At 68.2% G+C, this 24,090-nt stretch carries 25 protein-coding genes, 3 tRNA genes and 1 pseudogene; 17 read left to right on the top strand and 12 right to left on the bottom strand.

Annotated elements, in window-relative coordinates:
- Nucleotides 1–56: 56 nt before the first annotated feature.
- The gene (locus PV396_RS39800; RefSeq protein WP_319213208.1) at nucleotides 57–374 is read right to left on the bottom strand and encodes a histone-like nucleoid-structuring protein Lsr2; all 318 of its coding nucleotides are present in this window, start codon (nucleotides 372–374) and stop codon (nucleotides 57–59) included.
- A 359-nt stretch (nucleotides 375–733) separates the two neighbouring features.
- Here PV396_RS39800 and purS point away from each other — a divergent pair, with 359 nt between their 5' ends.
- The 3 genes from purS to purL are packed head-to-tail and all read left to right on the top strand — an operon-like array spanning nucleotide 734 to nucleotide 3,953.
- Nucleotides 734–997 carry a phosphoribosylformylglycinamidine synthase subunit PurS gene (purS, locus tag PV396_RS39795; protein WP_006377276.1) on the top strand — a complete coding sequence of 88 codons (264 nt, stop codon included), beginning with the start codon at nucleotides 734–736 and terminating at the stop codon, nucleotides 995–997.
- The gene (gene purQ, locus PV396_RS39790) at nucleotides 994–1,698 is read left to right on the top strand and encodes a phosphoribosylformylglycinamidine synthase subunit PurQ (protein WP_319213207.1); all 705 of its coding nucleotides are present in this window, start codon (nucleotides 994–996) and stop codon (nucleotides 1,696–1,698) included. Before purS ends, purQ begins: the two co-directional genes overlap by 4 nt.
- Nucleotides 1,695–3,953 (top strand): phosphoribosylformylglycinamidine synthase subunit PurL, encoded by a 2,259-nt coding sequence (gene purL / locus PV396_RS39785; RefSeq protein WP_319213206.1) that lies wholly within the window; start codon nucleotides 1,695–1,697, stop codon nucleotides 3,951–3,953. Before purQ ends, purL begins: the two co-directional genes overlap by 4 nt.
- A gap of 76 nt (nucleotides 3,954–4,029) precedes the next feature.
- Here purL and PV396_RS39780 read toward each other — a convergent pair whose 3' ends face one another.
- Nucleotides 4,030–4,587 (bottom strand): DUF4232 domain-containing protein, encoded by a 558-nt coding sequence (locus PV396_RS39780; protein WP_319213205.1) that lies wholly within the window; start codon nucleotides 4,585–4,587, stop codon nucleotides 4,030–4,032.
- 144 nt (nucleotides 4,588–4,731) lie between these two features.
- On the opposite strand from PV396_RS39780, the pseudogene PV396_RS39775 reads away from it, so the two are divergent.
- Together PV396_RS39775 and PV396_RS39770 are read left to right on the top strand one after the other, a co-directional pair.
- A pseudogene (locus PV396_RS39775) lies at nucleotides 4,732–4,950 on the top strand (AIR synthase-related protein); the annotation flags it as partial.
- Between the two features lie 113 nt (nucleotides 4,951–5,063).
- Nucleotides 5,064–5,318 carry a hypothetical protein gene (locus tag PV396_RS39770; RefSeq protein WP_319213204.1) on the top strand — a complete coding sequence of 85 codons (255 nt, stop codon included), beginning with the start codon at nucleotides 5,064–5,066 and terminating at the stop codon, nucleotides 5,316–5,318.
- A 28-nt stretch (nucleotides 5,319–5,346) separates the two neighbouring features.
- Here PV396_RS39770 and PV396_RS39765 read toward each other — a convergent pair whose 3' ends face one another.
- Both PV396_RS39765 and PV396_RS39760 read right to left on the bottom strand, forming a co-directional pair.
- A complete protein-coding gene (locus tag PV396_RS39765) occupies nucleotides 5,347–5,931 on the bottom strand; it encodes a Uma2 family endonuclease (protein WP_319213203.1) in 585 nt (194 codons plus the stop codon).
- Nucleotides 5,928–6,431 (bottom strand): hypothetical protein, encoded by a 504-nt coding sequence (locus tag PV396_RS39760; protein ID WP_319213202.1) that lies wholly within the window; start codon nucleotides 6,429–6,431, stop codon nucleotides 5,928–5,930. The genes PV396_RS39765 and PV396_RS39760 overlap by 4 nt, the downstream gene beginning before the upstream one ends.
- A gap of 188 nt (nucleotides 6,432–6,619) precedes the next feature.
- On the opposite strand from PV396_RS39760, the gene PV396_RS39755 reads away from it, so the two are divergent.
- From PV396_RS39755 to purM, 6 genes are all read left to right on the top strand, one after another.
- Nucleotides 6,620–7,540 (top strand): helix-turn-helix domain-containing protein, encoded by a 921-nt coding sequence (locus tag PV396_RS39755; protein ID WP_319213201.1) that lies wholly within the window; start codon nucleotides 6,620–6,622, stop codon nucleotides 7,538–7,540.
- Entirely contained in the window at nucleotides 7,537–7,737 is a 201-nt protein-coding gene (locus tag PV396_RS39750; protein WP_319213200.1) for a DUF397 domain-containing protein, read from the top strand. The genes PV396_RS39755 and PV396_RS39750 overlap by 4 nt, the downstream gene beginning before the upstream one ends.
- Before the next feature lie 6 nt (nucleotides 7,738–7,743).
- Complete coding sequence (locus PV396_RS39745) at nucleotides 7,744–8,568, top strand: maleylpyruvate isomerase family mycothiol-dependent enzyme (RefSeq protein ID WP_319213199.1); 825 nt, start codon at nucleotides 7,744–7,746, stop codon at nucleotides 8,566–8,568.
- Between the two features lie 84 nt (nucleotides 8,569–8,652).
- Nucleotides 8,653–9,501: an META domain-containing protein gene (locus PV396_RS39740; RefSeq protein WP_319213198.1), complete on the top strand. Its 849-nt coding sequence runs from the start codon at nucleotides 8,653–8,655 to the stop codon at nucleotides 9,499–9,501.
- 94 nt (nucleotides 9,502–9,595) lie between these two features.
- A complete protein-coding gene (gene purF, locus PV396_RS39735; RefSeq protein ID WP_319213197.1) occupies nucleotides 9,596–11,125 on the top strand; it encodes an amidophosphoribosyltransferase in 1,530 nt (509 codons plus the stop codon).
- Between the two features lie 53 nt (nucleotides 11,126–11,178).
- Nucleotides 11,179–12,258 carry a phosphoribosylformylglycinamidine cyclo-ligase gene (gene purM / locus PV396_RS39730; RefSeq protein ID WP_319213196.1) on the top strand — a complete coding sequence of 360 codons (1,080 nt, stop codon included), beginning with the start codon at nucleotides 11,179–11,181 and terminating at the stop codon, nucleotides 12,256–12,258.
- 248 nt (nucleotides 12,259–12,506) lie between these two features.
- Here the strand turns inward: purM and PV396_RS39725 are convergent, their stop codons facing one another.
- Both PV396_RS39725 and PV396_RS39720 read right to left on the bottom strand, forming a co-directional pair.
- Nucleotides 12,507–12,773 (bottom strand): DUF3073 domain-containing protein, encoded by a 267-nt coding sequence (locus PV396_RS39725; RefSeq protein ID WP_319213195.1) that lies wholly within the window; start codon nucleotides 12,771–12,773, stop codon nucleotides 12,507–12,509.
- A gap of 299 nt (nucleotides 12,774–13,072) precedes the next feature.
- A complete protein-coding gene (locus tag PV396_RS39720; RefSeq protein ID WP_319213194.1) occupies nucleotides 13,073–14,167 on the bottom strand; it encodes a Leu/Phe/Val dehydrogenase in 1,095 nt (364 codons plus the stop codon).
- 243 nt (nucleotides 14,168–14,410) lie between these two features.
- On the opposite strand from PV396_RS39720, the gene PV396_RS39715 reads away from it, so the two are divergent.
- Nucleotides 14,411–15,262 carry a hypothetical protein gene (locus tag PV396_RS39715; RefSeq protein WP_319213245.1) on the top strand — a complete coding sequence of 284 codons (852 nt, stop codon included), beginning with the start codon at nucleotides 14,411–14,413 and terminating at the stop codon, nucleotides 15,260–15,262.
- A gap of 512 nt (nucleotides 15,263–15,774) precedes the next feature.
- A complete protein-coding gene (bldC, locus tag PV396_RS39710; protein ID WP_003949541.1) occupies nucleotides 15,775–15,981 on the top strand; it encodes a developmental transcriptional regulator BldC in 207 nt (68 codons plus the stop codon).
- A gap of 445 nt (nucleotides 15,982–16,426) precedes the next feature.
- Here the strand turns inward: bldC and PV396_RS39705 are convergent, their stop codons facing one another.
- From PV396_RS39705 to PV396_RS39680, 6 genes are all read right to left on the bottom strand, one after another.
- The gene (locus PV396_RS39705; RefSeq protein ID WP_319213193.1) at nucleotides 16,427–16,630 is read right to left on the bottom strand and encodes a DUF6274 family protein; all 204 of its coding nucleotides are present in this window, start codon (nucleotides 16,628–16,630) and stop codon (nucleotides 16,427–16,429) included.
- Nucleotides 16,631–16,909: 279 nt separating this feature from the next.
- Nucleotides 16,910–16,984 (bottom strand) — tRNA-Asp (locus tag PV396_RS39700).
- 94 nt (nucleotides 16,985–17,078) lie between these two features.
- On the bottom strand, nucleotides 17,079–21,110 hold the full coding sequence (gene hrpA, locus PV396_RS39695) for an ATP-dependent RNA helicase HrpA (protein WP_319213192.1): 4,032 nt from the start codon (nucleotides 21,108–21,110) through the stop codon (nucleotides 17,079–17,081).
- 55 nt (nucleotides 21,111–21,165) lie between these two features.
- Nucleotides 21,166–21,498, bottom strand: a complete 333-nt coding sequence (locus tag PV396_RS39690; protein WP_319213191.1) for a hypothetical protein — start codon at nucleotides 21,496–21,498, stop codon at nucleotides 21,166–21,168.
- A 117-nt stretch (nucleotides 21,499–21,615) separates the two neighbouring features.
- Nucleotides 21,616–21,689 (bottom strand) — tRNA-Phe (locus tag PV396_RS39685).
- Nucleotides 21,690–21,720: 31 nt separating this feature from the next.
- Nucleotides 21,721–21,795 (bottom strand) — tRNA-Asp (locus PV396_RS39680).
- A gap of 289 nt (nucleotides 21,796–22,084) precedes the next feature.
- Between PV396_RS39680 and PV396_RS39675 the strand changes: the two genes are divergently transcribed.
- From PV396_RS39675 to PV396_RS39660, 4 genes are all read left to right on the top strand, one after another.
- Nucleotides 22,085–23,092 (top strand): Ppx/GppA family phosphatase, encoded by a 1,008-nt coding sequence (locus PV396_RS39675; protein WP_319213244.1) that lies wholly within the window; start codon nucleotides 22,085–22,087, stop codon nucleotides 23,090–23,092.
- 35 nt (nucleotides 23,093–23,127) lie between these two features.
- Entirely contained in the window at nucleotides 23,128–23,322 is a 195-nt protein-coding gene (locus PV396_RS39670) for a CsbD family protein (RefSeq protein WP_319213190.1), read from the top strand.
- Nucleotides 23,323–23,346: 24 nt separating this feature from the next.
- Nucleotides 23,347–23,793: a DUF6098 family protein gene (locus PV396_RS39665; protein ID WP_319213189.1), complete on the top strand. Its 447-nt coding sequence runs from the start codon at nucleotides 23,347–23,349 to the stop codon at nucleotides 23,791–23,793.
- 90 nt (nucleotides 23,794–23,883) lie between these two features.
- Nucleotides 23,884–24,045 (top strand): hypothetical protein, encoded by a 162-nt coding sequence (locus PV396_RS39660; protein ID WP_319213188.1) that lies wholly within the window; start codon nucleotides 23,884–23,886, stop codon nucleotides 24,043–24,045.
- Nucleotides 24,046–24,090: the final 45 nt, after the last annotated feature.

Genomic DNA, 24,090 nt, shown 5'->3' with positions numbered 1-24,090 from the left:
TGTGCCGAGGGGGCGGTGGGGCGCTGAGGCCCGGCTGCCGGATGGCTGAAGGCCGCCTACTGCGCGGCGGTGAAGGCCTCGTACACCTTCTTCGGGATACGGCCCCGGGTCGGTACGTCGAACTTGTTGGCGAGGGCCCAGGCCCGGACCGCCGCGGGGTCGGGGGCGACCTCCGTCTGCTTGTACGTCTTGCCCGAACGCGACCGCTTGCGGCCGGCGTCCACGTACGGCTCCAGTGCCTTACGCAGTTTCTCGGCATTGGTTTGATTCAGGTCGATCTCGTACGACTTGCCGTCGAGTCCGAAGGCGATCGTTTCCGCCGCTTCCGAGCCGTCGATGTCGTCGGAGAGTGTGACCACGACACGCTGAGCCACGAATATCGGTCCCTTCGTGCGACACCTTGACCGCGACATGCGTGGACGTCGGGAGGTGTCGGGAGATCTCGGTTGTCCGACAGTTATTGGGCAAAGTATCGGCTAATGCCTTTTCCTTTGTACAGTGCCCGGCATTGCAATGGGAAGACCGACTAAATCTGTCCGCGCGTCTCCCCGCAATGGACATCCTGGTTGTGAACCCGGATCTTTCCCAGAATTTTTCGCGTTGGCACCGCTCCGATACCGGATCGTGATGCCACACTCCCCGGCTCCCGTAGTTTCCTACGAATCTACCCGCGTAGAAATTTTGTGCGGGTATCCTGAAGGAACCTGCTCAGCACCACACACCGGGAGTGCCAGTGGCACGCGTCGTAGTCGACGTCATGCTCAAGCCGGAGATCCTCGACCCCCAGGGCCAGGCGGTGCAGCGTGCACTGCCGCGTCTCGGTTTCGAGGGCGTCTCCGACGTACGTCAGGGAAAGCGATTCGAACTGGAAGTTGACGGGCCGGTGGACGACGCCGCGCTCGCCCGCATCCATGATCTTGCCGAATCCTTCCTCGCCAACACCGTGATCGAGGACTTCACCGTGAAGGTGGAGGAGATGGTGGGGGAAGAGAAGTGACTGCTCGTATTGGAGTCGTCACCTTTCCGGGTTCACTGGACGACCGGGACACACAGCGTGCGATCCGTCTCGCGGGTGCCGAGCCGGTAGCTCTCTGGCACAAGGACAAGGACCTCAAGCAGGTCGACGCGGTGGTTCTGCCCGGCGGATTCTCGTACGGCGACTATCTGCGCGCGGGTGCCATCTCCCGTTTCTCGCCGGTGATGGAGTCGGTCATCGAGCAGGCGAAGTCGGGCATGCCGGTCCTCGGCATCTGCAACGGCTTCCAGATCCTCACCGAGGCGCACCTTCTGCCGGGCGGGATGCTCGGCAACGACCACCTGCACTTCATCTGCCGTGACCAGAAGCTGCGGGTGGAGAACGCGGACACCGCCTGGACCGTCGACTACGCGGCCGGCCAGGAGATCCACATCCCGCTGAAGAACATGGACGGCCGGTACGTCGCCGACGAGCGCACGCTCGACGAGCTGGAGGCGGAGGGCCGGGTCGTCTTCCGGTATCTCGCCCGTGGCGAAGCCACTGATGGATACGGCAACCCGAACGGCTCGCTCCGCGACATCGCCGGCATCACCAACGCCGCCGGGAACGTCGTAGGCCTCATGCCGCACCCGGAGCACGCCGTGGAGCCGCTGATCGGCTCCGGCCGCACGGACGGCCTCCCCTTCTTCACCTCGATCCTCAAGAAGCTGGTCAACGCATGAGCCGGACGCCTCTGGACACGGTCGAGCACGCGGCCGAGACCCCCGACGTCGAGCTGCCCTGGGCCGAACTCGGCCTGAAGAAGGACGAGTACGAGCGGGTCGTGGAGATCCTCGGCCGCCGGCCGACCGGCGCCGAGCTGGCCATGTACTCGGTCATGTGGTCCGAGCACTGCAGCTACAAGTCGTCGAAGGTGCACCTGCGCCAGTTCGGCGAGAAGGCCCCGCACTCCGACGCGATGCTCGTCGGTATCGGCGAGAACGCGGGGGTCGTCGACGTCGGCCAGGGCTACGCGGTCACCTTCAAGGTCGAGTCGCACAACCACCCGTCCTACGTCGAGCCCTACCAGGGCGCGGCCACGGGCGTCGGCGGAATCGTGCGCGACATCATCGCGATGGGTGCCAGGCCGGTCGCCGTGGTCGACCCTCTGCGTTTCGGTGCGGCGGACCACCCCGACACCAAGCGCGTGCTGCCGGGTGTGGTGGCGGGCATCGGGGGCTACGGCAACTGCCTCGGGCTCCCCAACATCGGCGGCGAGGTCGTCTTCGACGCCTGCTACCAGGGGAACCCGCTGGTCAACGCCGGTGCGATCGGTGTGATGCGGCACGAGGACATCCACCTGGCGAAGGCGTCGGGCACGGGCAACAAGGTCATCCTGTACGGGGCCCGCACGGGCGGCGACGGCATCGGCGGCGCGTCGATCCTCGCCTCGGAGACCTTCGACGACGCGAAGCCGTCGAAGCGCCCCGCAGTCCAGGTCGGTGACCCCTTCCAGGAGAAGCTCCTCATCGAGTGCACCCTGGAGGCCTTCAAGGAGAAGCTGGTCGTCGGCATCCAGGACCTCGGCGCGGCGGGCCTGTCCTGCGCCACGTCCGAGCTGGCGTCCAACGGCTCCGGCGGCATGCGCGTCACCCTCGACGACGTCCCGCTCCGCGACTCGACGCTCTCTCCCGAGGAAATCCTCATGAGCGAGTCGCAGGAACGCATGTGCGCGGTGGTCGAGCCGGAGAAGGTCGACCGGTTCCTCGCCATCTGCGACAAGTGGGACGTCATCGCCACAGTGATCGGTGAGGTCACCGACGGCGACCGTCTCGAGATCTTCTGGCACGGCGGCAAGATCGTCGACGTCGACCCGCGCACGGTCGCGCACGACGGCCCGGTCTACGAGCGCCCGTACGCCCGCCCGGACTGGCAGGACGCCCTCCAGGCGGACGACGCCAACAAGCTTCCCCGCCCGGCGACTTCGGAGGAGCTGAAGGCGCAAGTCCTCCAACTCGTCTCGTCCCCCAACCAGGCCTCCAAGTCCTGGATCACCTCCCAGTACGACCACTTCGTGCAGGGCAACACGGTGTTGGCCCAGCCCGAGGACTCCGGGATGATCCGCATCGACGAGACGACCGGCCTCGGCGTCGCCATCGCGACGGACGGCAACGGCCGCTTCGCGAAGCTCGACCCGTACGCGGGCGCGCAGTTGGCGCTCTCGGAGGCCTACCGGAACGTGGCGACAACGGGCGCGAAGCCCCTCGCGGTCTCCGACTGCCTGAACTTCGGCTCGCCCGAAGACCCGGCAGTGATGTGGCAGTTCGCGGAGGCGGTACGTGGACTCGCGGACGCCTGCCTGCAGTTGGGCACCCCGGTGACCGGCGGCAACGTCTCGCTCTACAACCAGACCGGCGAGGCGGCCATCCACCCGACGCCCGTCGTCGCGGTCCTGGGCGTCATCGACGACGTAGCGCGTCGCACCCCGGTCGCCTTCCAGGAGGAGGGCCAGCTGCTGTACCTCCTCGGCGACACGCGCGAGGAGCTCAGTGGGTCGGCGTGGTCGCAGGTCGTGCACGACCACCTGGGTGGCCTGCCGCCCAAGGTCGACCTGGAACGTGAGCGTCTCCTGGCCGAGATCCTGATCTCCGCCTCCCGTGACGGCATGATCGACTCCGCGCACGACCTGTCGGACGGCGGCCTGATCCAGGCGGTCGTGGAGTCGGCTCTCCTTGGCGGAAAGGGCGCGCGTCTCGTCGTACCGGACGGGCTGGACGCGTTCACCCTCCTGTTCTCGGAGTCGGCGGGCCGCGCGGTGGTCGCGGTCCCGCGCTCGGAGGAGCTCCGCTTCAACGACATGTGCGGTGCGCGGGGTCTGCCGGTGACGCGAATCGGCGTCGTCGACGGCGACGCGGTGGAACTCCAGGGTGAGTTCACCCTGCCCTTGACGGAACTGCGCGAGGCGCACGAGGCGACGATCCCGGCGCTGCTGGCGTAGTCGGTTCTGGCTGTACGACGGTGAGGGCCCCGTCTGCCGGTTGGCAGGCGGGGCCCTGTTCGGTCGACGTGGGGGGTCAGAAGCCGATCGGGTTGGCGTAAGTGCCCGGGTGGGTGGCGCCGTCCTGCTTGAGGATCTGGCCGCCGAAGGGCCAGGTCAGGGTGAAGTGCTTCGTCTCGTTCGGCGGGGTGACCAGGAACTGCTTCGGGACGAACTTCTCCGTCTTCGGCGTGGACTTGGCCACCGGGAGCAGGTTGATGCTGAAGTCCACCGTGTCGCCCTTCTCCAGGGTGATCTTCACGGGCTTCTTGGAGGAGCGCGCCAGCGACCACGTCCCGTCGGTCGACTGGGCGCCGACCATGTCGACACCGGGGAAACCGGACAGTGTGCAGGTGCGCGAGCTCTTGTTGGTGAACCAGATGTACGCCTGCGTCTGCTTCGTGGTCTGCCCCATCTCCGGCGCCGCGTCGCCGCCCGTGGCGAAACCGGCCTTCAGGTCGGCGGTGTGGCAGCGGGTCGGAGCGGCCTTGGCGGTGGCGCCGGAGGTGGTGGCGGCCGAGGCCGGGACGGTGGCGACGGCGTAGCCGCCGACGACGACAGCGGCCAGGGCGACGGCGGCGAGCTTGTTGTTCATGGAGTCTCTGGTTCCCCTCGTGTACGGATCGGCGCGCGGGGTCAGTGCGCGTCTACGCACCTGAAGAGGTGCGGGGTCCGGGGGAGGTTGGGCGGGCCGTCGATCCTTTTCTCGACAGTCGGGTAACCGATGTCACCGCTTCGTGCGCCCGCCATCCTGGCGGAAGTCCTGATCTCCGCGTCCCGTGACGGCATGATTGACTCCGCGCACGATCTGCCGGACGGCGGCCTGATCCAGGCGGTCGTGGAGTCGGCGCTGCTGGGCGGAAAGGGCGCGCGTCTCGTCGTACCGGACGGGCTCGACGCGTTCACGCTCCTGTTCTCGGAGTCGGCCGGCCGCGCGGTGGTCGCTGTTCCGCGCACGAGGGGACGATTCCGGCGCTGCTGGCGTAGTCGCCTTTGGTTGTACGAGGTTGAGGTCCCGTCCGTCCCATCCGGGTAGGGCGGGACCTCGTCGCTTGCTGGTCAGGGGGACATATGGGTTATGGGGGTTTCGGGTTCATCCTGCTGGGCTTGGTGGTGCTGGGGCTTGCCGTCGCCTGGGTCGTCGTCGGGGTGCACGCCCTGCTCCTCGGCCGGGTGCCGGGCAAGCGGCTGCCGTGGCGAGTGAGGCAGCCCAGGCTGTGGGGAGCGGGTGCCCTTCTGATGTTGTTCAACGGCGGGTCGCCGTCACTCTTCGCGGTCGGCGTCGGGCTGGTCGCGCTGGGCTACGCCGTGAAGTCCCAGCGGTGAGTGGGCAGTTGGGGCCGCGCGTACGGGTTCAACGCACGTAGTTCTTGAGGATCTCCGTGTCGAGTTCGATGCCGACCGGGTCGGGGAGGAGCACCTTCTCGCCGAACTTCGCGGTGTGGATGGCGCGGTAGCCGCCGACCGCCCGGTCCGGAGAGCTGTGCACGGTGAGGGTGCACGAGTCCCGGTCGATGAGCAGGTACAGAGGGATGCCGGACTGGCCGTACGCGGCCGGCTTCTCGTGGCGGCTCCGCCGGTCCGTGTCCGCGTCGTACGAGGTGACCTCGACGACCAGCAGAGCCCCGGCCGGGTCGGCCCATTCGCCGCACCCCGCGAAGTGGGCCTCGGGTGCGAGTACCGCGTCCGGTTTCGCCCTGCCCTCTTGATGGGCCTCCACCCGGAGCCCCGTGCCCTGGTACAGGTCCAGCTCGGGCCTGGACTGCATACAGCGCCGGGCCAGCCAGGCGACGACGGTACTGCGGTCACCGTCCGGTGCCCTCTTGACGCCGAGGCGTCCCCCGAGGAACTCCAGTGTCACGGTTTCTGGGGCGGCGGAGGCGAGCGTCTCGAACTCCGCCACCGACATCTCAGATACGCGCTCGGCCATGTCGGTCACGTTCCCATGCCCTTCCGTTCCGTGCAGTCCAGGCACGCGTACGAGGTCCAGCCCGGCCCCGTTCCCTGGTCGACCGTGGGTAGGGCGACCATTGCCGTGCTGGTGGGCTGCTGGCAGATGGCGCACAGACGGGTCCTGTGCAGGCACGCCGAGCACATGCGGCCGGTGTTCTCCAGGGTGCCGTAGCGCAGGAAGGGGGCGCGGCCGACCTTGCAGATGTCGCAGAGCGGCTCAGTTTCGACGCCGGCGGTGACGACGTCACCCACGCGGCACTGACGCTCGGTGCAGTCGGCGATCCGTACCCAGAGAAGGTCGCCGTCCTCGGCGTCGGCGTTCTCGTAACCGGATCCGACCTGCACGACGACGCCCTCGACTGGCTCGGACGCCTCGCGCTTGCGGAGGGCGGGCGGGACGTAGGTGGTTCCGCGGACCCGGTCCCCAACGAGGAAGGGGCCGTCGGTGAGGGGGAGGCGCTGGGGGTGGGGAGGGGGTGTGGTCATGGGGACAACGGTTCCGTCGTTCCAAGGGCAAAACAATCGAACGTAGAAATTCCACGAGAACTGGCAAATGCCGGAAGGTTGGGATGCTGCTGCGCAAAGTGGACGCAGGCTGCCACACTCGATGCACAGGCCGTGACTTGGTGGGCACAGGGCGTCAAGTGACGGGCATAGTCGTACTGTTGGCGGGCATGACCGCAGAAGGGGCGGGCACGGTGGCAACGAAGACGGGGCCGACGATCCGGCGGATGCAACTCGGTCAGGAGCTGCGGAGGCTGCGACAGCAAGCAGCTCGCGATGACGGAGACGGTCAGGGGCTGACCTTGGCTCAGGCGGTACGAGGTCTGGGGTTCACCGAGTCGAAGCTGTACCGAGTCGAGAACGGCTTGACCAGCCTCCCCAAGGTGCAGGACCTCAAGGAACTGCTGGACCGCTACGGGGTCATGGACTCCGACGACGTGGAGTTCCTCCTGGAGATCCACAAGAACTCACTGAACCGGGGATGGTGGTCGGTCTACCGGAGCCTGATGCCGTCGGGATTCGGCATGAGCGTCGGCCTCGAAGGCGACGCCAAGATCCTCCGCGTGTACGAACCATGCGTGCTGTACGGCCTGTTCCAGACCGAGGCGTACGCCCGGGCCCAGTTCGAGATCGCCAAGCCCATCGACGAACGGACGACCGAGTTCGTCGAGCGGAACATCGAGATCAGGATGAGGCGCAAGCAGATCATCACCCGGTCCGACCGCCCGGTGGAGGTGCACGCGATCCTCGAAGAGGCCGCTGTGCGACGCGTCTACGGCGGCCCGGACGTCATGCGCGAGCAGTACGCGCACCTCGCGGAACTCTGCGCGTTGGATCATGTGACCGTGCAGATCCTCCCGCTGTCGCAACCGGTGTACCGGGCGCCCGAGAGTTTCGTCCTCATGGAGTTCGAGCCACCGCTGCCCACTGTGGTCAGCAAGGACGGTCAGGACACCGTCAACCTGACGGACAAGGACACGGAACTGTGGCGCTTCTCGCGCCGGTTCGACGCCATGCGGGCCGGGGCGCCGAGCCCCCGGGAGACCTCCGACCTCCTGCAACGACTGGCACGAGAGATGGAACAACCATGACCACTGACCCCACGTCGGAAGCCACCTGGCAGAAGTCCACGTACAGCAACGACTCGGGCGGCAACTGCGTAGAAGTCGCCCATCCCACCCCAACCCCCGCCCACATAGCCCTCCGAGACTCCAAGCACCCCCAAGGCCCCGCCCTCCTCCTCCCCCGCCAAGCCTTCACCGCCCTGCTCGACCACCTCCGGAGCTGACCCCCGATGCCCCCGGCCAAAAAGCCGAAGTCCCGCACCCGCAGCTACGACCCAGCCAAGACCCGCGCAGCGATCCTCACCCAGTACGACAACATCCGTACCGCCGTCCGCACTCTCACCCCCGACCAGCTCACCCTCCCCACCCGCCTCGGCGACTGGACCGTCCACGACCTGGCCGCGCACGTCACGATGGCCATGGAGACCGTCAGCCGAAACCTGGACCGGGACGAGCCACCGGTGGCAGACCTCACGCTCCTCGACTGGCCGTTCGCCACGGCCGCCCGAGCCGCCGACATCGCCGAGGGCACCCGAGAGCTGGCCGCAGCCCACCCCGACCCCGACTCCCTCAACGCCCTCTACGCCCGCACCGAAGAACGCCTCACCCAACGCCTGGCCACCATCGGCGAAGCCCCCGGCACCCGCCGACTCGCCACCCGTACCGGCGCCATGACCCTCGCCGACTACCTGGTCACCCGTACCGTCGAGCTGGTCGTCCACACCGACGACCTGAACGACGCCGTCCCCGGCCTCGACATCCCGTACGACCGCCAGGCCCTGGCCACCTCCACCCGCCTCCTCGCCGACGCCCTCGCCGCGAAGGCGCCCGGCGGCTCGACGGAGGTCCGGATCCCGCCGTACGCCGTGGTGCAGTGCGTCGAGGGCCCGAGGCACACCCGTGGCACCCCGCCCAACGTCGTCGAGACCGACCCGCTGACCTGGATCCGCCTGGCCACCGGCCGGGTCCAGTGGGCCGACGCCCTCGACAAAGCCCAGGTCAGCGCGAGCGGCGAACGCGCCGACCTCGGAGAGCTGCTGCCCCTCATGGGCTGACGGCACTCCGTACGGAGAATCCGCAGCCCCCTCCCAACAGCAGCCGGGCGGGAACCGCCCACCCACCCCTTCCGTCCCATCGGCATGAACACGCAGCGACTGACGAGCGTCAGCCTCAGCCTCCTCACCCTGGCCGTACTCCCCTTCGCCGCAGCCTGCGGCAGCGAGAAGAGCGGCGACAGCCAGACCGTCGGGTCGGGAACCGGAACGACGAAATCGGGGTCACCCGATGTCACCGGCATCCACTGGAGGGTCGAGGACCTGACCGTCGACGGGAAGAAGAGTGCTGCCCCCGCCAGCGCCTACCTCCAGATCGGCAAGGACGGCGAGGTCAGCGGCAACTACGGCTGCAACAGCTTCGGCGCCACCGCCAAGGTGGACGGCGACGACATCGCTCTCGGAACGGCCCGCTCGACCGACATGGCCTGCGGAAACGATCGGATGACCTTCGAGAGCGCCTTCTCCAAGGCCCTCACCGGCGGCGCCCTCACCGCCCAGGTCAAGGGCGACGGCGAGCAGCAGCTCACCCTCACCACCAAGGCCGGCGCCACCATCCACCTCACCGAGGAGAAGGCGTCTTCCCTCTACGGCACCAAGTGGACGGTCACGACGGTCGGTGACGCCGGAGCCGACTCCGGCGTCAGCCCGCTTCCGTCCGCCGCCGACACCTATCTCGTGTTCGACCAGAAGAAGGGGACCGTCCGCGGCAAGGCTGGTTGCAACAACGTTTCTGCCGAGGCGACGGTCAGCGACGGCGCTATCACTTTCGGCAGCCCGGCGACCACCCGAAGGATGTGCGACGCCTCACTCATGAAGGCCGAGAGGGCCTTCCTGAAACTCTTCGACGGCAAGGCCGCGTACAAGATCGATCACCGTAGCCTGTCCCTGACCAGCGAAAACGGGACGACCGTCGCCGCGACCGTCGCCGACTGACCCTCTACCGCAGTTCACACCCCCGCAGCGCCCGTGTGTCACAGTCGCATTCCCAAATTCGGACCAGTGGTCGATCTCGCCTACACTCGGTGGCGTGCCACGTGGTGACGGTCGACTCAGTCATGATCTGCTCCCCGGCGAGAAAGGCCCCCAGGACGCTTGCGGCGTCTTCGGGGTCTGGGCCCCCGGTGAAGAGGTCGCCAAGCTCACTTACTTCGGGCTCTACGCCCTGCAGCATCGAGGCCAGGAATCCGCGGGTATCGCGGTAAGCAACGGCTCGAAGATCCTCGTTTTCAAGGACATGGGACTGGTCTCCCAGGTCTTCGACGAGACCTCGCTCGGCGCCCTCAAGGGGCATATCGCGGTCGGTCACGCCCGCTACTCGACCACTGGCGCCTCCACCTGGGAGAACGCCCAGCCCACCTTCCGGGCGACCGGCCACGGCTCCATCGCGCTCGGCCACAACGGAAACCTCGTCAACACGGCGCAGCTCGCCGAGATGGTCGCCGACCTGCCCAAGCAGCACGACGGCCGCACCCCGCGCGTCGCGGCGACCAACGACACCGATCTGCTGACGGCCCTGCTGGCCGCCCAGACCGACGACGACGGCAACCCGCTGACCATCGAGGACGCGTCCGCGCGGATCCTTCCGCAGGTCAAGGGCGCCTTCTCCCTCGTCTTCATGGACGAGCACACGCTGTACGCCGCCCGCGACCCGCAGGGCATCCGCCCCCTGGTCCTGGGCCGGCTGGAGCGCGGCTGGGTGGTCGCGTCCGAGTCCGCCGCCCTGGACATCTGCGGCGCGGCCTACGTCCGCGAGATAGAACCGGGCGAGTTCGTCGCCATCGACGAGAACGGTCTGCGCACCTCCCGATTCGCGGAAGCGAAGCCCAAGGGCTGTGTCTTCGAGTACGTGTACCTGGCCCGCCCGGACACCGACATCGCCGGCCGGAACGTGTACCTCTCCCGCGTGGAGATGGGTCGGAAACTGGCCAAAGAAGCTCCGGTCGAGGCCGACCTGGTGATAGCGACCCCGGAATCCGGCACCCCGGCCGCGATCGGCTACGCCGAGGCCTCCGGAATCCCCTTCGGGGCCGGCCTGGTCAAGAACGCCTATGTCGGACGTACGTTCATCCAGCCCTCCCAGACCATCCGGCAGCTCGGGATCCGGCTGAAGCTGAACCCGCTGAAGGAAGTCATCAAGGGCAAGCGCCTGGTCGTCGTCGACGACTCGATCGTGCGCGGCAACACCCAGCGGGCGCTCGTGCGGATGCTCCGCGAGGCGGGCGCGGCGGAGGTCCACATCCGGATCTCCTCTCCCCCCGTGAAGTGGCCCTGCTTCTTCGGCATCGACTTCGCCACCCGCGCCGAGCTCATCGCCAACGGCATGACGATCGACGAGATCGGCACCTCGCTGGGCGCCGACTCCCTCTCGTACATCTCCATCGACGGCATGATCGAGGCGACCACCATCGCCAAGCCGAACCTGTGCCGCGCCTGCTTCGACGGCGAGTACCCGATGGACCTCCCGGACCCCGAACTGCTCGGCAAGCAGCTCCTGGAGACCGAGCTGGCCGCAGGGCCCGCCGCCACGGCCGCGTCCGACGCGATCCGCCGCCCGTAAGCAGCCGTAGAACCTGCTTCACGAGCCGTACGAACACGAAAGTTCTCACCCTCATGTCTGAGACCACTGGGACCACTGGTGCCAGCTACGCAGCCGCCGGCGTCGACATCGAAGCAGGCGACCGCGCCGTCGAGCTGATGAAGGAGTGGGTGAAGAAGACCCAGCGCCCCGAGGTCCTCGGCGGCCTGGGCGGCTTCGCCGGCCTCTTCGACGCCTCCGCCCTCAAGCGCTACGAGCGCCCGCTGCTCGCCTCCGCGACCGACGGCGTGGGCACGAAGGTCGACATCGCCCGCCAGCTCGGCGTGTACGACACGATCGGCCACGACCTGGTCGCCATGGTCATGGACGACATCGTGGTGTGCGGCGCCGAACCACTGTTCATGACCGACTACATCTGCGTCGGCAAGGTCCACCCCGAGCGCGTCGCCGCGATCGTCAAGGGCATCGCCGAGGGCTGCGTACTGGCCGGCTGCGCCCTGGTCGGCGGCGAGACCGCCGAACACCCGGGTCTGCTCGGCCCGGACGACTTCGACGTCGCCGGCGCCGGTACGGGCGTCGTGGAGGCCGACCGGCTGCTCGGCGCGGACCGCATCCGTACGGGTGACGCGGTGATCGCCATGGCGGCCTCCGGGCTTCACTCGAACGGGTACTCGCTCGTCCGCCACGTCCTCCTGAACCAGGCCGGCCTCTCCCTGGACGCGCACATCGAGGAGTTCGGCCACACCCTCGGCGAGGAACTCCTCGTCCCCACCAAGATCTACTCCCTGGACTGCCTGGCCCTCACCCGCACCACGGACGTGCACGCCTACTCGCACATCACCGGCGGCGGCCTGGCGGCCAACCTGGCCCGGGTGATCCCGGACGACCTGCACGCGATCGTCGACCGCTCCACCTGGACCCCGGCCCCGGTCTTCGACCTGGTCGGCAAGACGGGCTCGGTGGAACGCCTGGAGCTGGAAAAAACCCTGAACATGGGCGTAGGCATGATCGCCATCGTCCCCGAGGACGCCACAGACGCGGCCCTGACCACCCTGGCAGACCGAGGCGTAGAAGCCTGGGTAGCAGGCGAAATCACCCCCCGAGGCGACCACAACACAGGCGCAGCCCTAACCGGCACCTACGCAACCAACTAGCCCCGGGGTGCCCGGAGGGGGGCTGGCGCAGCCGCCCCCCTCCAGGGGCGCGGGGAACTGCGCGACCAACCCCAACGCACCCGCAGTCGCCAATCCACAGCACCCCCCGAGCTAGAAGGCGCCCCGCCCACCCCAGCGGAGCGGCAACGCACGAAACCCGGTCCAGGGCCCGAGGCCCCGAACCGGGAGAGGTGCGGCTGATAACCAACAGGAAGAGAACAACCTGCTCAGCGCGCCGCAGGCGTCACTCAAGCCCCACGGCGTTGCTGAGACGACGCGGGACCTGAGGATTGGTCGTCCTCGTCCTCATCGTCGTCGTTGTAGAGATCCGCGTACTGAGCGTACGGGTCGTCTTCTTCCTCGTCGTCGTCCTCGAACGGCTCGCCATTCGGCGGCTGGCTCGAAGTCGAAGCGCCCAGCTCATTGGCCAGACGCGAGAGGTCAGTCCCGCCGCTGCTGTACTTCAGCTGGCGGGCGACCTTCGTCTGCTTGGCCTTTGCCCGGCCGCGCCCCATGGCTCGACCCCCTCGGATACGGGGCTCGGTGGCCCCAGAGTCTTGACACGCGTTCATGATCTGGAACGGGCTCTCCGTGGAGAGACCGGTCCGTAGGGCTTCCACGGTACCTGAGCCCACGCACATACGGTACGTCGCCCACAGGACGTGGCGGTGCCCAGAACCCGCGAGGTGCCCTGTACTCGCTGGTCAACCGCGATTTTAACCACTTCTTGGCGGCCGACCCGCCGACGGGAGTGAGAGTTCTCTCCAACACCCCGTCGGCAGGTACCTCGCGGGCCCTCGAGGAGGGCCCCGGACTACCGGCTCCGGCGGGCCTCGGACATCCGCTGCTCGGCGATCCGGTCGGCCGCGGCGGCCGGCGGGATACCGTCCGTCTTCGCACGTGCGAAGATGGCCAGCGTGGTGTCGTAGATCTTCGCCGCCTTCGCCTTGCACCGCTCGAAGTCGAAACCGTGCAGCTCGTCGGCCACCTGGATCACGCCACCGGCGTTCACGACGTAGTCGGGCGCGTAGAGGATCCCGCGGTCCGCGATGTCCTTCTCGACGCCGGGGTGCGAGAGCTGGTTGTTGGCCGCCCCGCACACCACCTCGGCGGTCAGTACGGGCACGGTCTCGTCGTTGAGGGCCCCGCCGAGCGCACAGGGGGCGTAGACGTCGAGCCCGTCGACGCGGATCAGCTCGTCCGTGTCCGCGACGGCCATGACGTTCCGGTGCCGCTCGGTGATCCGCCGTACGGCGTCCTCGCGCACATCGGTGACGAAGACCTCGGCGCCCTCCGCCACCAGGTGGTCCACGAGGTGGTGCCCGACCTTGCCGACACCCGCGACGCCGATCCGCCTGGCGCGCAGCGACGGGTCGCCCCACAGATGCTGTGCGGAGGCCCGCATCCCCTGGTAGACGCCGAAGGCGGTCAGCACGGACGAGTCACCGGCCCCGCCGTTCTCCGGAGACCGCCCGGTCGTCCAGCGGCACTCGCGCGCGACCACGTCCATGTCGGCCACATACGTACCGACGTCGCACGCGGTGACGTACCGCCCGCCGAGCGAGGCCACGAACCGGCCGTACGCGAGGAGCAGCTCCTCGCTCTTGACGATGTCCGGATCGCCGATGATCACGGCCTTGCCGCCGCCGTGGTCCAGACCGGCCATGGCGTTCTTGTACGACATCCCGCGCGCGAGGTTCAGCGCGTCGGCGACGGCCTCCGCCTCGTTCGCGTAGGGGTAGAAGCGCGTACCGCCGAGGGCGGGGCCCAGTGCGGTGGAGTGGATGGCGATCACGGCCTTGAGGCCGGTGGCCCGGTCCTGGCAGAGCACGACTTGCTCATGACCCCCCTGCTCCGAGTGGAACAGGGTGTGCAGTACATCAGCAGGCGCGCCGGTTACGTCGGTCACTGTGGTGACTCCAGGGAAGTAGCGGCGGGTGGGGCCGGGGGCCCGTACGGGTGGCGGGCCTCCGTGGGCATGAGGGTAAAGCTCCTCCCCGGCCCGCGTATGCCAACCGTCCCCGCAGTGCCAAGGATCACCCACCGGTGCCATGGAAACGAACGACGGTTTGCATAATTTTCCCGTGCTGCTGTGTGCTGTTCTCACGGGTTTTCCAGGTCGTCCAGGGGGGAGGGAGCAGGCGTGCCCAAGGTGCCCAAGGTGTCCTCGGTGATCGTGCCGTACGCGTCCTACTTGCGCGTCTACGAGCCGTTGGCTGCCTTCCCCGAGCCCGAGCGCAGCCACTGGGCGCGCTACGCCCGACGGTCCGACCGGCCCTCGTACCAGGACGAACTGCGCCGCTCCCTTGCCGACTTGCTGCCCACCCCGCCGGTCGCGGTGCCCGTGCAGGAGAGCGCCGACGCGTTCGTGACCGAGGTCGAGGGCGTTCTGTGCGTCTGCCCCTGGCGCACCCGGCTGCGCGGCTGGCAGGCGCTGGGCGGGCTGGCGGAGGAACTGCCCCTGCCGGTCCTGGACGCGGTCCTGCCGCCCCTCGTACGCCATCAGGCGGCCCAGGACTACGAGCGGTGGCTGACCCGCAACCCGGACGCCCGCCCCTGGATCCGCACGGCGACCTGGCAGGTCCCGCTGAACTGGTTCGTCCTCGTGTCCGACGAGGAGCGCGAGTACGACAAGGGCTCGGGGGCCGACGGGGGCGGGGCGCCCGTGCTGCGGTACCGGACGCCCATGGTGCAGGCGCGGAGGCGCGTGGCGCGCGGGCTGCGGACCCTGCGCGACAGCCTCGACGAGGGGCCGCTCATCGACGGGCTGCTGGACGTCGGGCGCTGGCTGGAGGAGTTCCATCCGCGCTCGCTGGTCGAGCTGGACTACGGCGGGCTGGTGCATGTGCTGCCGGCCGACGATCTGGCGGGGGACCACTCGGCGGCGGACGTGGCGGCGGGCATCGACGCGCTGCGCGAGGGGGACGGCGAGGCGGCCGGGGAGGCGTACGGGCGGCTCGTGGAGCGGTGGCGGGCGGTGCGGGACCGACGGTCCGCCAACTGACCATTCGTCAAAGAAGGGCACCCTGGAACGTGAGTTCCATTTCTGTGGGACGCTCTTGGGGCTGCCGTGGGACGTAGGTCCCGATCCGGGCGTTTGTGTCAAGCGTGACGGACCGCACGTACAGGTGGCTTGCGTCCCTTGCCCCTCCTCGTGCCAAAATAGGACAAGGAGTCCGGGGGAGGCTCTATCTGCCCAACTATGGGTGGAATCTCAGCATTGCACGCTATGGGGGGTCTCGTGACTCCTGATCGCCACTGTGACTGATCGTCACAGTGGCGTGACTGTCCGCTATGGCATGGTCCATTGGCTTCCGTCGCCGATGGACGCCTGGGAGGGCAATTCCATCGGTTTGGCCTACGCGGTTGGACAGATGGTGTAGTTGTAGTGCCGAGGACAAGCCGTTCGTCCTATAACCGACTCGACCCGCATCCGCCATTTCGGGCAACGCGGGTCAAGGTGCAGAATTTAGAGGAATGAACCGAGAAGGTTCGGTTCTCCCGAGGAGGCCGCTCATGACCGCTCGCACCCCTGATGCCGAGCCGCTGCTGACCCCGGCTGAGGTCGCCACCATGTTCCGTGTTGACCCCAAGACGGTGACGCGGTGGGCGAAGGCCGGCAAGCTCACGTCCATCCGGACGCTCGGCGGACACCGCCGTTACCGCGAGGCCGAGGTCCGCGCCCTGCTTGCGGGTATTCCGCAGCAGCGCAGCGAGGCCTGACCACTGAATAGTCGGACGAACCGGCAGGTCCCCCAACTATCGGCCGAGCCGTCCGACTGGCAACACCAGCAGTACCAGCACCATCCGCAAGGCCAGCACCACCAGTAAGACACCGCTCCGAGCGACGCGGGTCCTGCCCCAACAGGCCCCACGCCCAACGCAGTTCCATCAGTTCTACAGCTTCAAGGGTGCGTCGTTTCAGATCGCGCTGGACTCCGCCGGGTCCAGCGCGATCTTTTTTGTGCCCGCGGGTGGGGTGGCACGGGGTGCTGTGAGCGGGCTTGTTGGAGTCTGAGGAGGACGTGTCGGAAGCCGTCCGGAGCTGGTGCAATTGCACATATAAAATTGACCGGTTGTAGGAGACCGGTAAGAACCCTCATTTTGAAAACTCATGCAGTGACACCGGTCACATGTCGCGCGCCTTGTTGACGGTGTGGCACGGGTGCTAAAGGGAACCGCCGTTGGCACTCGGTGTCTCGTCGGGCCCGTCGTCGGCTGCCGACTCGCCCTCGACGCAGCGCTCCATCGCGAGCCTCTGTAACCGGTGGCAGATCGCGCAGTGCCGCGTGAGATGCGGGTACCCGCTGGCGGCCGACAGATGTGCCCGGAGCAGAGCACGCGTCTCATATCGTCGCGCGGTCGCCGCCATACGCCACCTCCGGAAGGGGGACAGGGCATCGAGGCCCTGCTCCCTGGGTACCGGTGGCGGACGGCGCCGTCAATACGGCGACAACGCGAGAGGGCCCGAGTCTCACGACTCGGGCCCTCTCGTACTTCACTGCGGTCCTGACGGGATTTGCTGCATCCGATTGCGGCTCGGCCGCGGGCGCGGCCTCCACCTTGACAGGCCGGCGACCGGGTTGATGGTGGGGTTGCGGCACGAGTAAGGCCCGCGTCCGTTGCCGGATGCGGGCCTCTTTCCCTGTTGCGGTCCTGACGGGATTTGAACCCGCGGCCTCCACCTTGACAGGGTGGCGAGCACTCCAAACTGCTCCACAGGACCAGGTTTCGCGGCACTTGATGTTGCGCTGTGCTGCGAAAAGAGACTGTACAGGAGGGTGAGCCCGGGGTCGAACTCACCCACCGTGCACCAGCCGTTACGGGACCTGGGCGTCGATCGCCTTCACGATCCGCTTGTCCGACACCGGGTACGCCGTGCCCAGCGCGTGCGCGAAGTAGCTGACCCGCAGCTCCTCGATCATCCAGCGGATGTCCGTGACCGCCGAGGGCACCGGGCGCCCCTTGGGCAGCTGCTCCAGGAGCCACGCGTACTCGTCCTGCATCTCGTGCACCTTCTCCATGCGGGTGGTGTCCCGCTGGACGTTGGTCGGCATCTGCTGCAGACGCCGGTCCACGGCCACGAGGTAGCGCATCAGGTCGGGCAGCCGGCGCAGACCGGTCGCCGTCACGAACCCGGGCCGTACGAGGGCGTCCAGCTGCGTCCGTACGTCCGTCAGGTTCGGGAGGAGCACGGCGCTGCGTACGCCCTTCAGACGGCGCTCACAGGCCTGCCAGGCGGCCAGCACCTGCTGCACCTGGTTGACCGTACGGACCGTCGTGTCGACGATCTCCGCGCGGACCTTGTCGTACAGCTTCCGGTGCGACTCCTCGTCCCATGCCGGGCCGCCGAAATCGGCGATCAGCTTGTCGGCCGCCGCCATCGCGCAGTCGTCGAACAGGGCCTGGATCGAACCGTGCGGATTCGCCGACAGCGCGAGCTTCTGAACATTCGTCAACTTCTCGGAAGCGAACTTCGCAGGATTGACCGGGATGTTGCGCAGAATGAGCCGTCGGCTGCCCTTCCACATCGCCTGCTGCTGCTCGGCCTCCGTGTCGAAGAGGCGTACGGAGACGGTGTCGCCGTTGTCGACCAGCGCCGGGTACGCCTTCACCGGCTGACCGGCTCTGCGTGTCTCGAAGAGCGGTGCCAGGGTGCCGATCGACCAGTCCGTCAGCCCCGTGCGCTCCAGGGACTCCCCGCCGGCGCGCTCCGCGGTGGCCGCGGCGGCCTGGGAGATGGCCTGGCGGGCCTTGGGCTTGAGCCGCAGGCGCAGTACCTCGAGGTCCTTGTCCTCGGCCAGCTTGCGGCGCCGCTCGTCGACGATCCGGAAGGTGACCCGGAGATGGTCGGGGATCCGGTCCCAGTCGAAGTCGTCGGCGGTGAAGGGGACTCCGACCATGCGCTTCAGCTCGCGGGCCATGGCGGCGGTCAGGGGTTCCTGGAGGGGTGCGGGGGTGGCGGCCAGGAAACGCTGGGCGAAGTTGGGTGCCGGCACGTAGTTGCGGCGGATCGGCTTGGGCAGGGAGCGGATCAGCTCGGTCACCAACTCCTCGCGCAGGCCCGGGATCTGCCAGTCGAAGCCGTCGTCGGTGACCTGGTTCAGCACCTGGAGCGGGATGTGGACGGTGACCCCGTCGGCGTCCGCGCCCGGCTCGAACTGGTACGTCACCCGGAACTTGAGCCGCCCCTGGTGCCAGGAGTCCGGATAGTCGTCCTTGCTGACGTCACCGGCCCGCTCGTTGATGAGCATCGCCCGCTCGAAGTCGAGGAACTCGGGCTGCTCGTGCCGCTTGTGCTTCCACCACGAGTCGAAGTGGGCGCCGGAGACCACGTGTTCGGGGACACGCTCGTCGTAGAAGTCGAACAGCGTCTCGTCGTCCACCAGGATGTCCCGACGGCGGGCCCGGTGCTCCAACTCCTCGACCTCGGTGAGGAGTCGCCGGTTGTCGGCGAAGAACTTGTGGTGCGTCCGCCAGTCACCCTCGACCAGCGCGTTGCGGATGAACAGCTCACGGGACGCCTCCGCGTCGATCCGCCCGTAGTTCACCTTCCGCTGGGCGACGATCGGTACGCCGTACAGCGTCACCTTCTCGTACGCCATCACGGCCGCCTGGTCCTTCTCCCAGTGCGGCTCGCTGTACGTCCGCTTCAGGAGGTGCTCGGCGAGGGGCTCGACCCACTCGGGTTCGATGCGCGCGTTGACGCGGGCCCACAGACGGGACGTCTCAACGAGTTCGGCCGACATCACGAAGCGCGGGGGCTTCTTGAAGAGGGCGGAGCCGGGGAAGATCGCGAACTTGGCGTTGCGGGCCCCGACGTACTCGTTCTTGCCTGCGGGGTTGCGGGCGCTGTCGCCGGTCGTCGTGGAGGCTCCGGTGGCCTTCGTCGGTACGTCCTTCATCCCGATGTGGGAGAGGAGACCGGCCAGGAGGGAGACGTGGACGCTCTGCTCCGGGGCGTCGTCCTCGTTGGTGTGGATGCCCATCTGGCGGGCCACGGTACGGAGTTGGGTGTAGATGTCCTGCCACTCGCGGATGCGCAGGAAGTTCAGGTACTCCTGCTTGCACATCCGTCTGAACGACGACGAGCCCCGCTCCTTCTGCTGCTCACGGATGTACCGCCAGAGGTTGAGCAGGGCGAGGAAGTCGGACGTCTCGTCCTTGAAACGGGCGTGCTGCTGGTCGGCCTGCGTCTGCTTCTCGGCGGGGCGTTCGCGCGGGTCCTGGATGGAGAGCGCGGCGGCGATCACCATGACCTCGCGGACACAGCCGTTCTTGTCGGCCTCCAGGACCATCCGGGCAAGGCGGGGGTCGACGGGCAGCTGCGCGAGCTTGCGGCCGGTGTCCGTGAGCCGTTTGCGCGGGTCCTTCTCGGTGGGGTCGAGCGCGTTGAGCTCCTGGAGGAGCTGGACGCCGTCACGGATGTTGCGGTGGTCCGGCGGGTCGATGAAGGGGAACTTCTCGATGTCGCCCAGTCCGGCGGCGGTCATCTGGAGGATGACGGAGGCGAGGTTCGTCCGGAGGATCTCGGCATCCGTGAACTCCGTACGGGCCTCGAAGTCGTCCTCGCTGTAGAGGCGGATGCAGATACCGTCCGACGTACGGCCGCAACGGCCCTTGCGCTGGTTGGCGCTGGCCTGGGAGATCGCCTCGATGGGCAGCCGCTGGACCTTGGTGCGATGGCTGTAGCGGGAGATACGGGCGAAGCCCGGGTCGATGACGTACTTGATGCCGGGCACGGTGAGCGAGGTCTCGGCGACGTTGGTCGCCAGAACGATCCTGCGCCCGGTGTGCTGTTGGAACACGCGATGCTGCTCGGCGTGCGACAGGCGGGCGTACAGGGGCAGTACTTCCGTGAACCGGTAGTTCTTCTTGTTGAGGGCGTCCGCCGTGTCGCGGATCTCGCGCTCCCCGGAGAGAAAGACGAGGATGTCGCCCTTGCCCTCGCCCTGGAGTTCCTCGACGGCGTCGCAGATCGCGGTGATCTGGTCGCGGTCGGAATCCTCGCTGTCCTCCTCGAGGAGCGGGCGGTAGCGGACCTCGACCGGGTAGGTACGGCCGGAGACCTCGACGATGGGCGCGTCGCCGAAGTGCCGGGAGAAGCGCTCGGGGTCGATGGTCGCCGAGGTGATGACGACCTTCAGGTCCGGGCGCTTGGGGAGGAGCTGGGCGAGGTAGCCGAGCAGGAAGTCGATGTTGAGGGACCGCTCGTGGGCCTCGTCGATGATGATCGTGTCGTAGGCGCGCAGCTCGCGGTCGGTCTGGATCTCGGCGAGCAGGATGCCGTCGGTCATCAGCTTGATGACCGTCGCGTCCTGGTTCACCTGGTCGGTGAAGCGGACCTTCCAGCCGACGGCTTCACCAAGGGGCGTGTCCAGCTCGTCGGCGATCCGCTCCGCGACCGTACGGGCGGCGATACGACGGGGCTGTGTGTGCCCGATCATGCCGCGTACGCCCCGCCCGAGTTCCACGCAGATCTTCGGGATCTGCGTGGTCTTCCCGGAGCCGGTCTCACCGGCGACGATGACGACCTGGTGATCGCGGATGGCGTCCGCGATCTCGTCCTTCTTCTGACTGACCGGGAGCTGTTCGGGATAGCTGACCGAGGGCACACGGCTGCGCCGCTCGGCCATCCGCAGTTCGGCCTTCGCGACCTCCGCCTCGATCTCGGCGAGGACGGCGCTGCGGGCTTCCGGCTTGCGGATCCTGCGCGCACCTTCGAGCCTGCGCCCGAGCCGGTGCGCGTCGCGCAGGGACAGCTCGGTCAGGCGGGGGGCGAGATCGCCGAGGGCGGGAGCGCCGGGCGCGCGGTCACCGGGGCCGGGGGCGGAGGCGGGTTGCGTAGACATACGCGATCCAGGATCTCACCTCGGCCAAATGACTGGCGAACCCTTTTGGTCCGTCTCAGTCGGCGGACCGGGCGGGCACCGGGGGCGTCGGCGCCACCGGGGGCATCGTGCGGGCGCTGGTGTCGCCGAGGGCGATCGACTTCGCCGTGTTGGACACCGCCTTGATGCTCAGATAAGCGGTCGTCATCGTGCTGACCGCGGTGAACGCGGCGGTCAGGATGCCGACGATCACGGCGGAGTCGCCGTGCAGCCGCCACACGCCGAAGATCGCCACGCCGGCTATCGCGACGTTGCTGGTGACGACGGCCAGGAGCCCGTACAGGGCGCGGCTCCTCTCCAGCCCGTCATGATCCTGCCTGGCGCTTGCACTTGCCTCACCCTGAGCCATCGTCCCCGCCCCACTGCGTACGTTCCGCCGACCAGCCAGAACGTAGCGCCGCCCGGAACGCGTGCCAAGCGTGGGCACGACAAAGGCCCCGTCCGACTGGACGGGGCCTTTGGGTTGTGGCTGGGGCCGGGGTCGAACCGGCGACCTATCGCTTTTCAGGCGATCGCTCGTACCAACTGAGCTACCCAGCCACGAGGTTTCACGTGAAACATGTAACCTCAGCGGTCCTGACGGGATTTGAACCCGCGGCCTCCACCTTGACAGGGTGGCGAGCACTCCAAACTGCTCCACAGGACCTTGCTGTTGTGTGCGACGTAAGTCTCGCACACCGTCTCGCATGCTCCCAACGGGATTTCCCGCCGCTCGCTCTTGCCGATCTGATGTTTCTGGGTGACCGGTTTGAACTGGCGGGCGGGCCGATGTCGCTGGAAAAGCGTATCAGACCACGGGGGATGCTCCGCCCACGCGACAGCGCAGGTCGAGGGGCATGTGATCCGTTTTCCGGGCAGTCCTGAAGTCGATCCTGGTGTCGGCGTCGGAGCCGATTGGAGACATGGAGCGGGCGGTCATGGGTACTGCGGCCCCCATGCGGATGAGTGTGCTGGATGTGGGTTCGAACACGGTTCGACTGATGGTCGCGGACACCGGGAACGGAGTCCCCCTGCCGGTGCACACGGAGAAGTGGAAGCTGCGGCTGTCCGAACAGGTGGAGTCCGGGGGAGTGATTCCCGAGGAGTCGGTGCGGCAGCTCGTGAAGGCGGTCGCGCTGGCCGCCGAGACCGCCCAGCGGTGGGGAGCGGGAGGACCGCTGGCCTTCGCGACGGCGGTGGTGCGTTCCGCGCCGAACCGGCTCGACGTACTGCGGAGCGTGCGGACCGAGACCGGCGTACGGCTGTGCACGCTGCCGGGGGAGGTCGAGGCCGAGCTCACGTTTCTCGGGGCCCGGCGGTGGATGGGCTGGCGCGTCGGGTCCATCGCGCTGTTCGACATCGGCGGGGGCTCGCTGGAGGTGGCCTTCGGGCGTGGCAGGCTGCCCGACTTCGCGGCGTCGCTGCCGCTCGGCGCGGGCCGGCTGACCCGGGAGTTCCTCGACGGGGAGGACCCGCCGTCCGAGGAGGACCTGCGGGCGCTGCGCCGCCGGGTGCGTCACCAGATGCGGGATGTGGCGGCCCGGCTCAGGTGGGAGGGGCCCCAGGTGGCGGTGGCGACCTCGCGGACCTTCCAGCAGCTCGCCCGGCTCTGCGGTGCCCCGCCCGGTCGGCAGGGCGTGTTCGTGCCGAGGCAGCTGACCCGGGGGGATCTGCGCGGCTGCGTACCCCGGCTCGCCGCGCTGCCGGCGGCCGAGCGGGCGATGCTGCCGGGCGTCTCAGCGCCCCGGGCGCTGCAGAGTTTGGCCGGAGCGGTGGTGGGGCACACGGCGATGAAGCTCACGGGGATCAAGACGCTCACGATCTGCCCGTGGGCCATCCGCGAAGGAGTGCTGCTGCGGTGCGTCGAGGACGGCGGAGCGTGGTGGGCGGACATCGCGCAAAAGCGGGACGAAGCGGCGCCCGTCGGGCCGACGTCTCTGCGGATCGCGACGCCCAAGGCCTGAGGCACGCCCCCACCCCCAGGAGGAGTCGAGGAGCCATGGTCGACAAGGGTCGCAGCGACAAGATCAAGGGCAAGGCCAAGGAAATGGCCGGCAGGGCGACGAGCGATCACGAGCAGGAGCTCGAAGGCAAGCTGGAACAGGCTCGGGGCGAGGCCAAGAGGATCAGGGGCAAGGCCCAGGAGCGAGCCGAGAAGGCCATGCGTTCGGACAGGCGGGACGGCCGCGCCTGAGCCGTTCGTTGAACGGGGCCACTCATGAACGTACGAGAAGAGTTGCCGGTCCTGCGCTCCCTCCATGATCTGGGAACCCTGGTGGAGCGGGTGCCCCACCTCTATGTGCGCTGGTCGAACGGCCCCGACGCGGACCGGAAGGTCGCCCGCAGCACCGACGAACTCACCGGCGTACGGATGCCGGGGCTGTCCGCGAATCCGCTCGACGTCGAGGACTGGTGGGAGGACCGGCCGATCGACCTGTGGGTGGCCCGGCGGCTGTACGACTACTCCCATCTGCACCACGAGAAGGGCGCGGGTGTGCGGCCGTGGGTCCTTCGCGGGCGGGTCGAAGGGCACGGCCCGGACAACGAGCCGTTGGTCCGTGATGTGGAGCCCGTCGGCTGGATCGACGAGGCCGTCATCGAGGAGGCGCGGGCGGCGGTCGCCGAACAGGAGCGTTCCTGGGGGACCATGCGCAGGGGCGACTGAGGCGGGGGGCGGCTGCGGTGGGCCGTTTGGGCAGCGTGTTCCGGGTACTCGGTAGGCACACCCCGTAGGACCGAGGAGGTGCCCACCCTCATGGAAACCGGCACCAGTAGTGATGTCCGGCCGACGCACGAGGCCGTGTCGAGCGGCGACAACCTGGTCGTACCGCCCGGCCCCCGGCAACTCCCAGGTGTCGGAACGCGTCAAACGGACAGCCCCGACCAGGAGAGCAACATCGTCTTGGGCGAGGACTGACTGAACGGACGCAGTCGTGAGGAGAGTCGCAGGGGCGGCGCCGAC

It is taken from the genome of Streptomyces sp. ME02-8801-2C (genome assembly GCF_033793965.1).
In the GTDB taxonomy this organism is placed as follows: Bacteria; Actinomycetota; Actinomycetes; order Streptomycetales; family Streptomycetaceae; genus Streptomyces.
The sequence above is the reverse complement of the archived record's forward strand: the minus strand, read 5'-3'. Positions and strand labels throughout refer to the sequence as shown.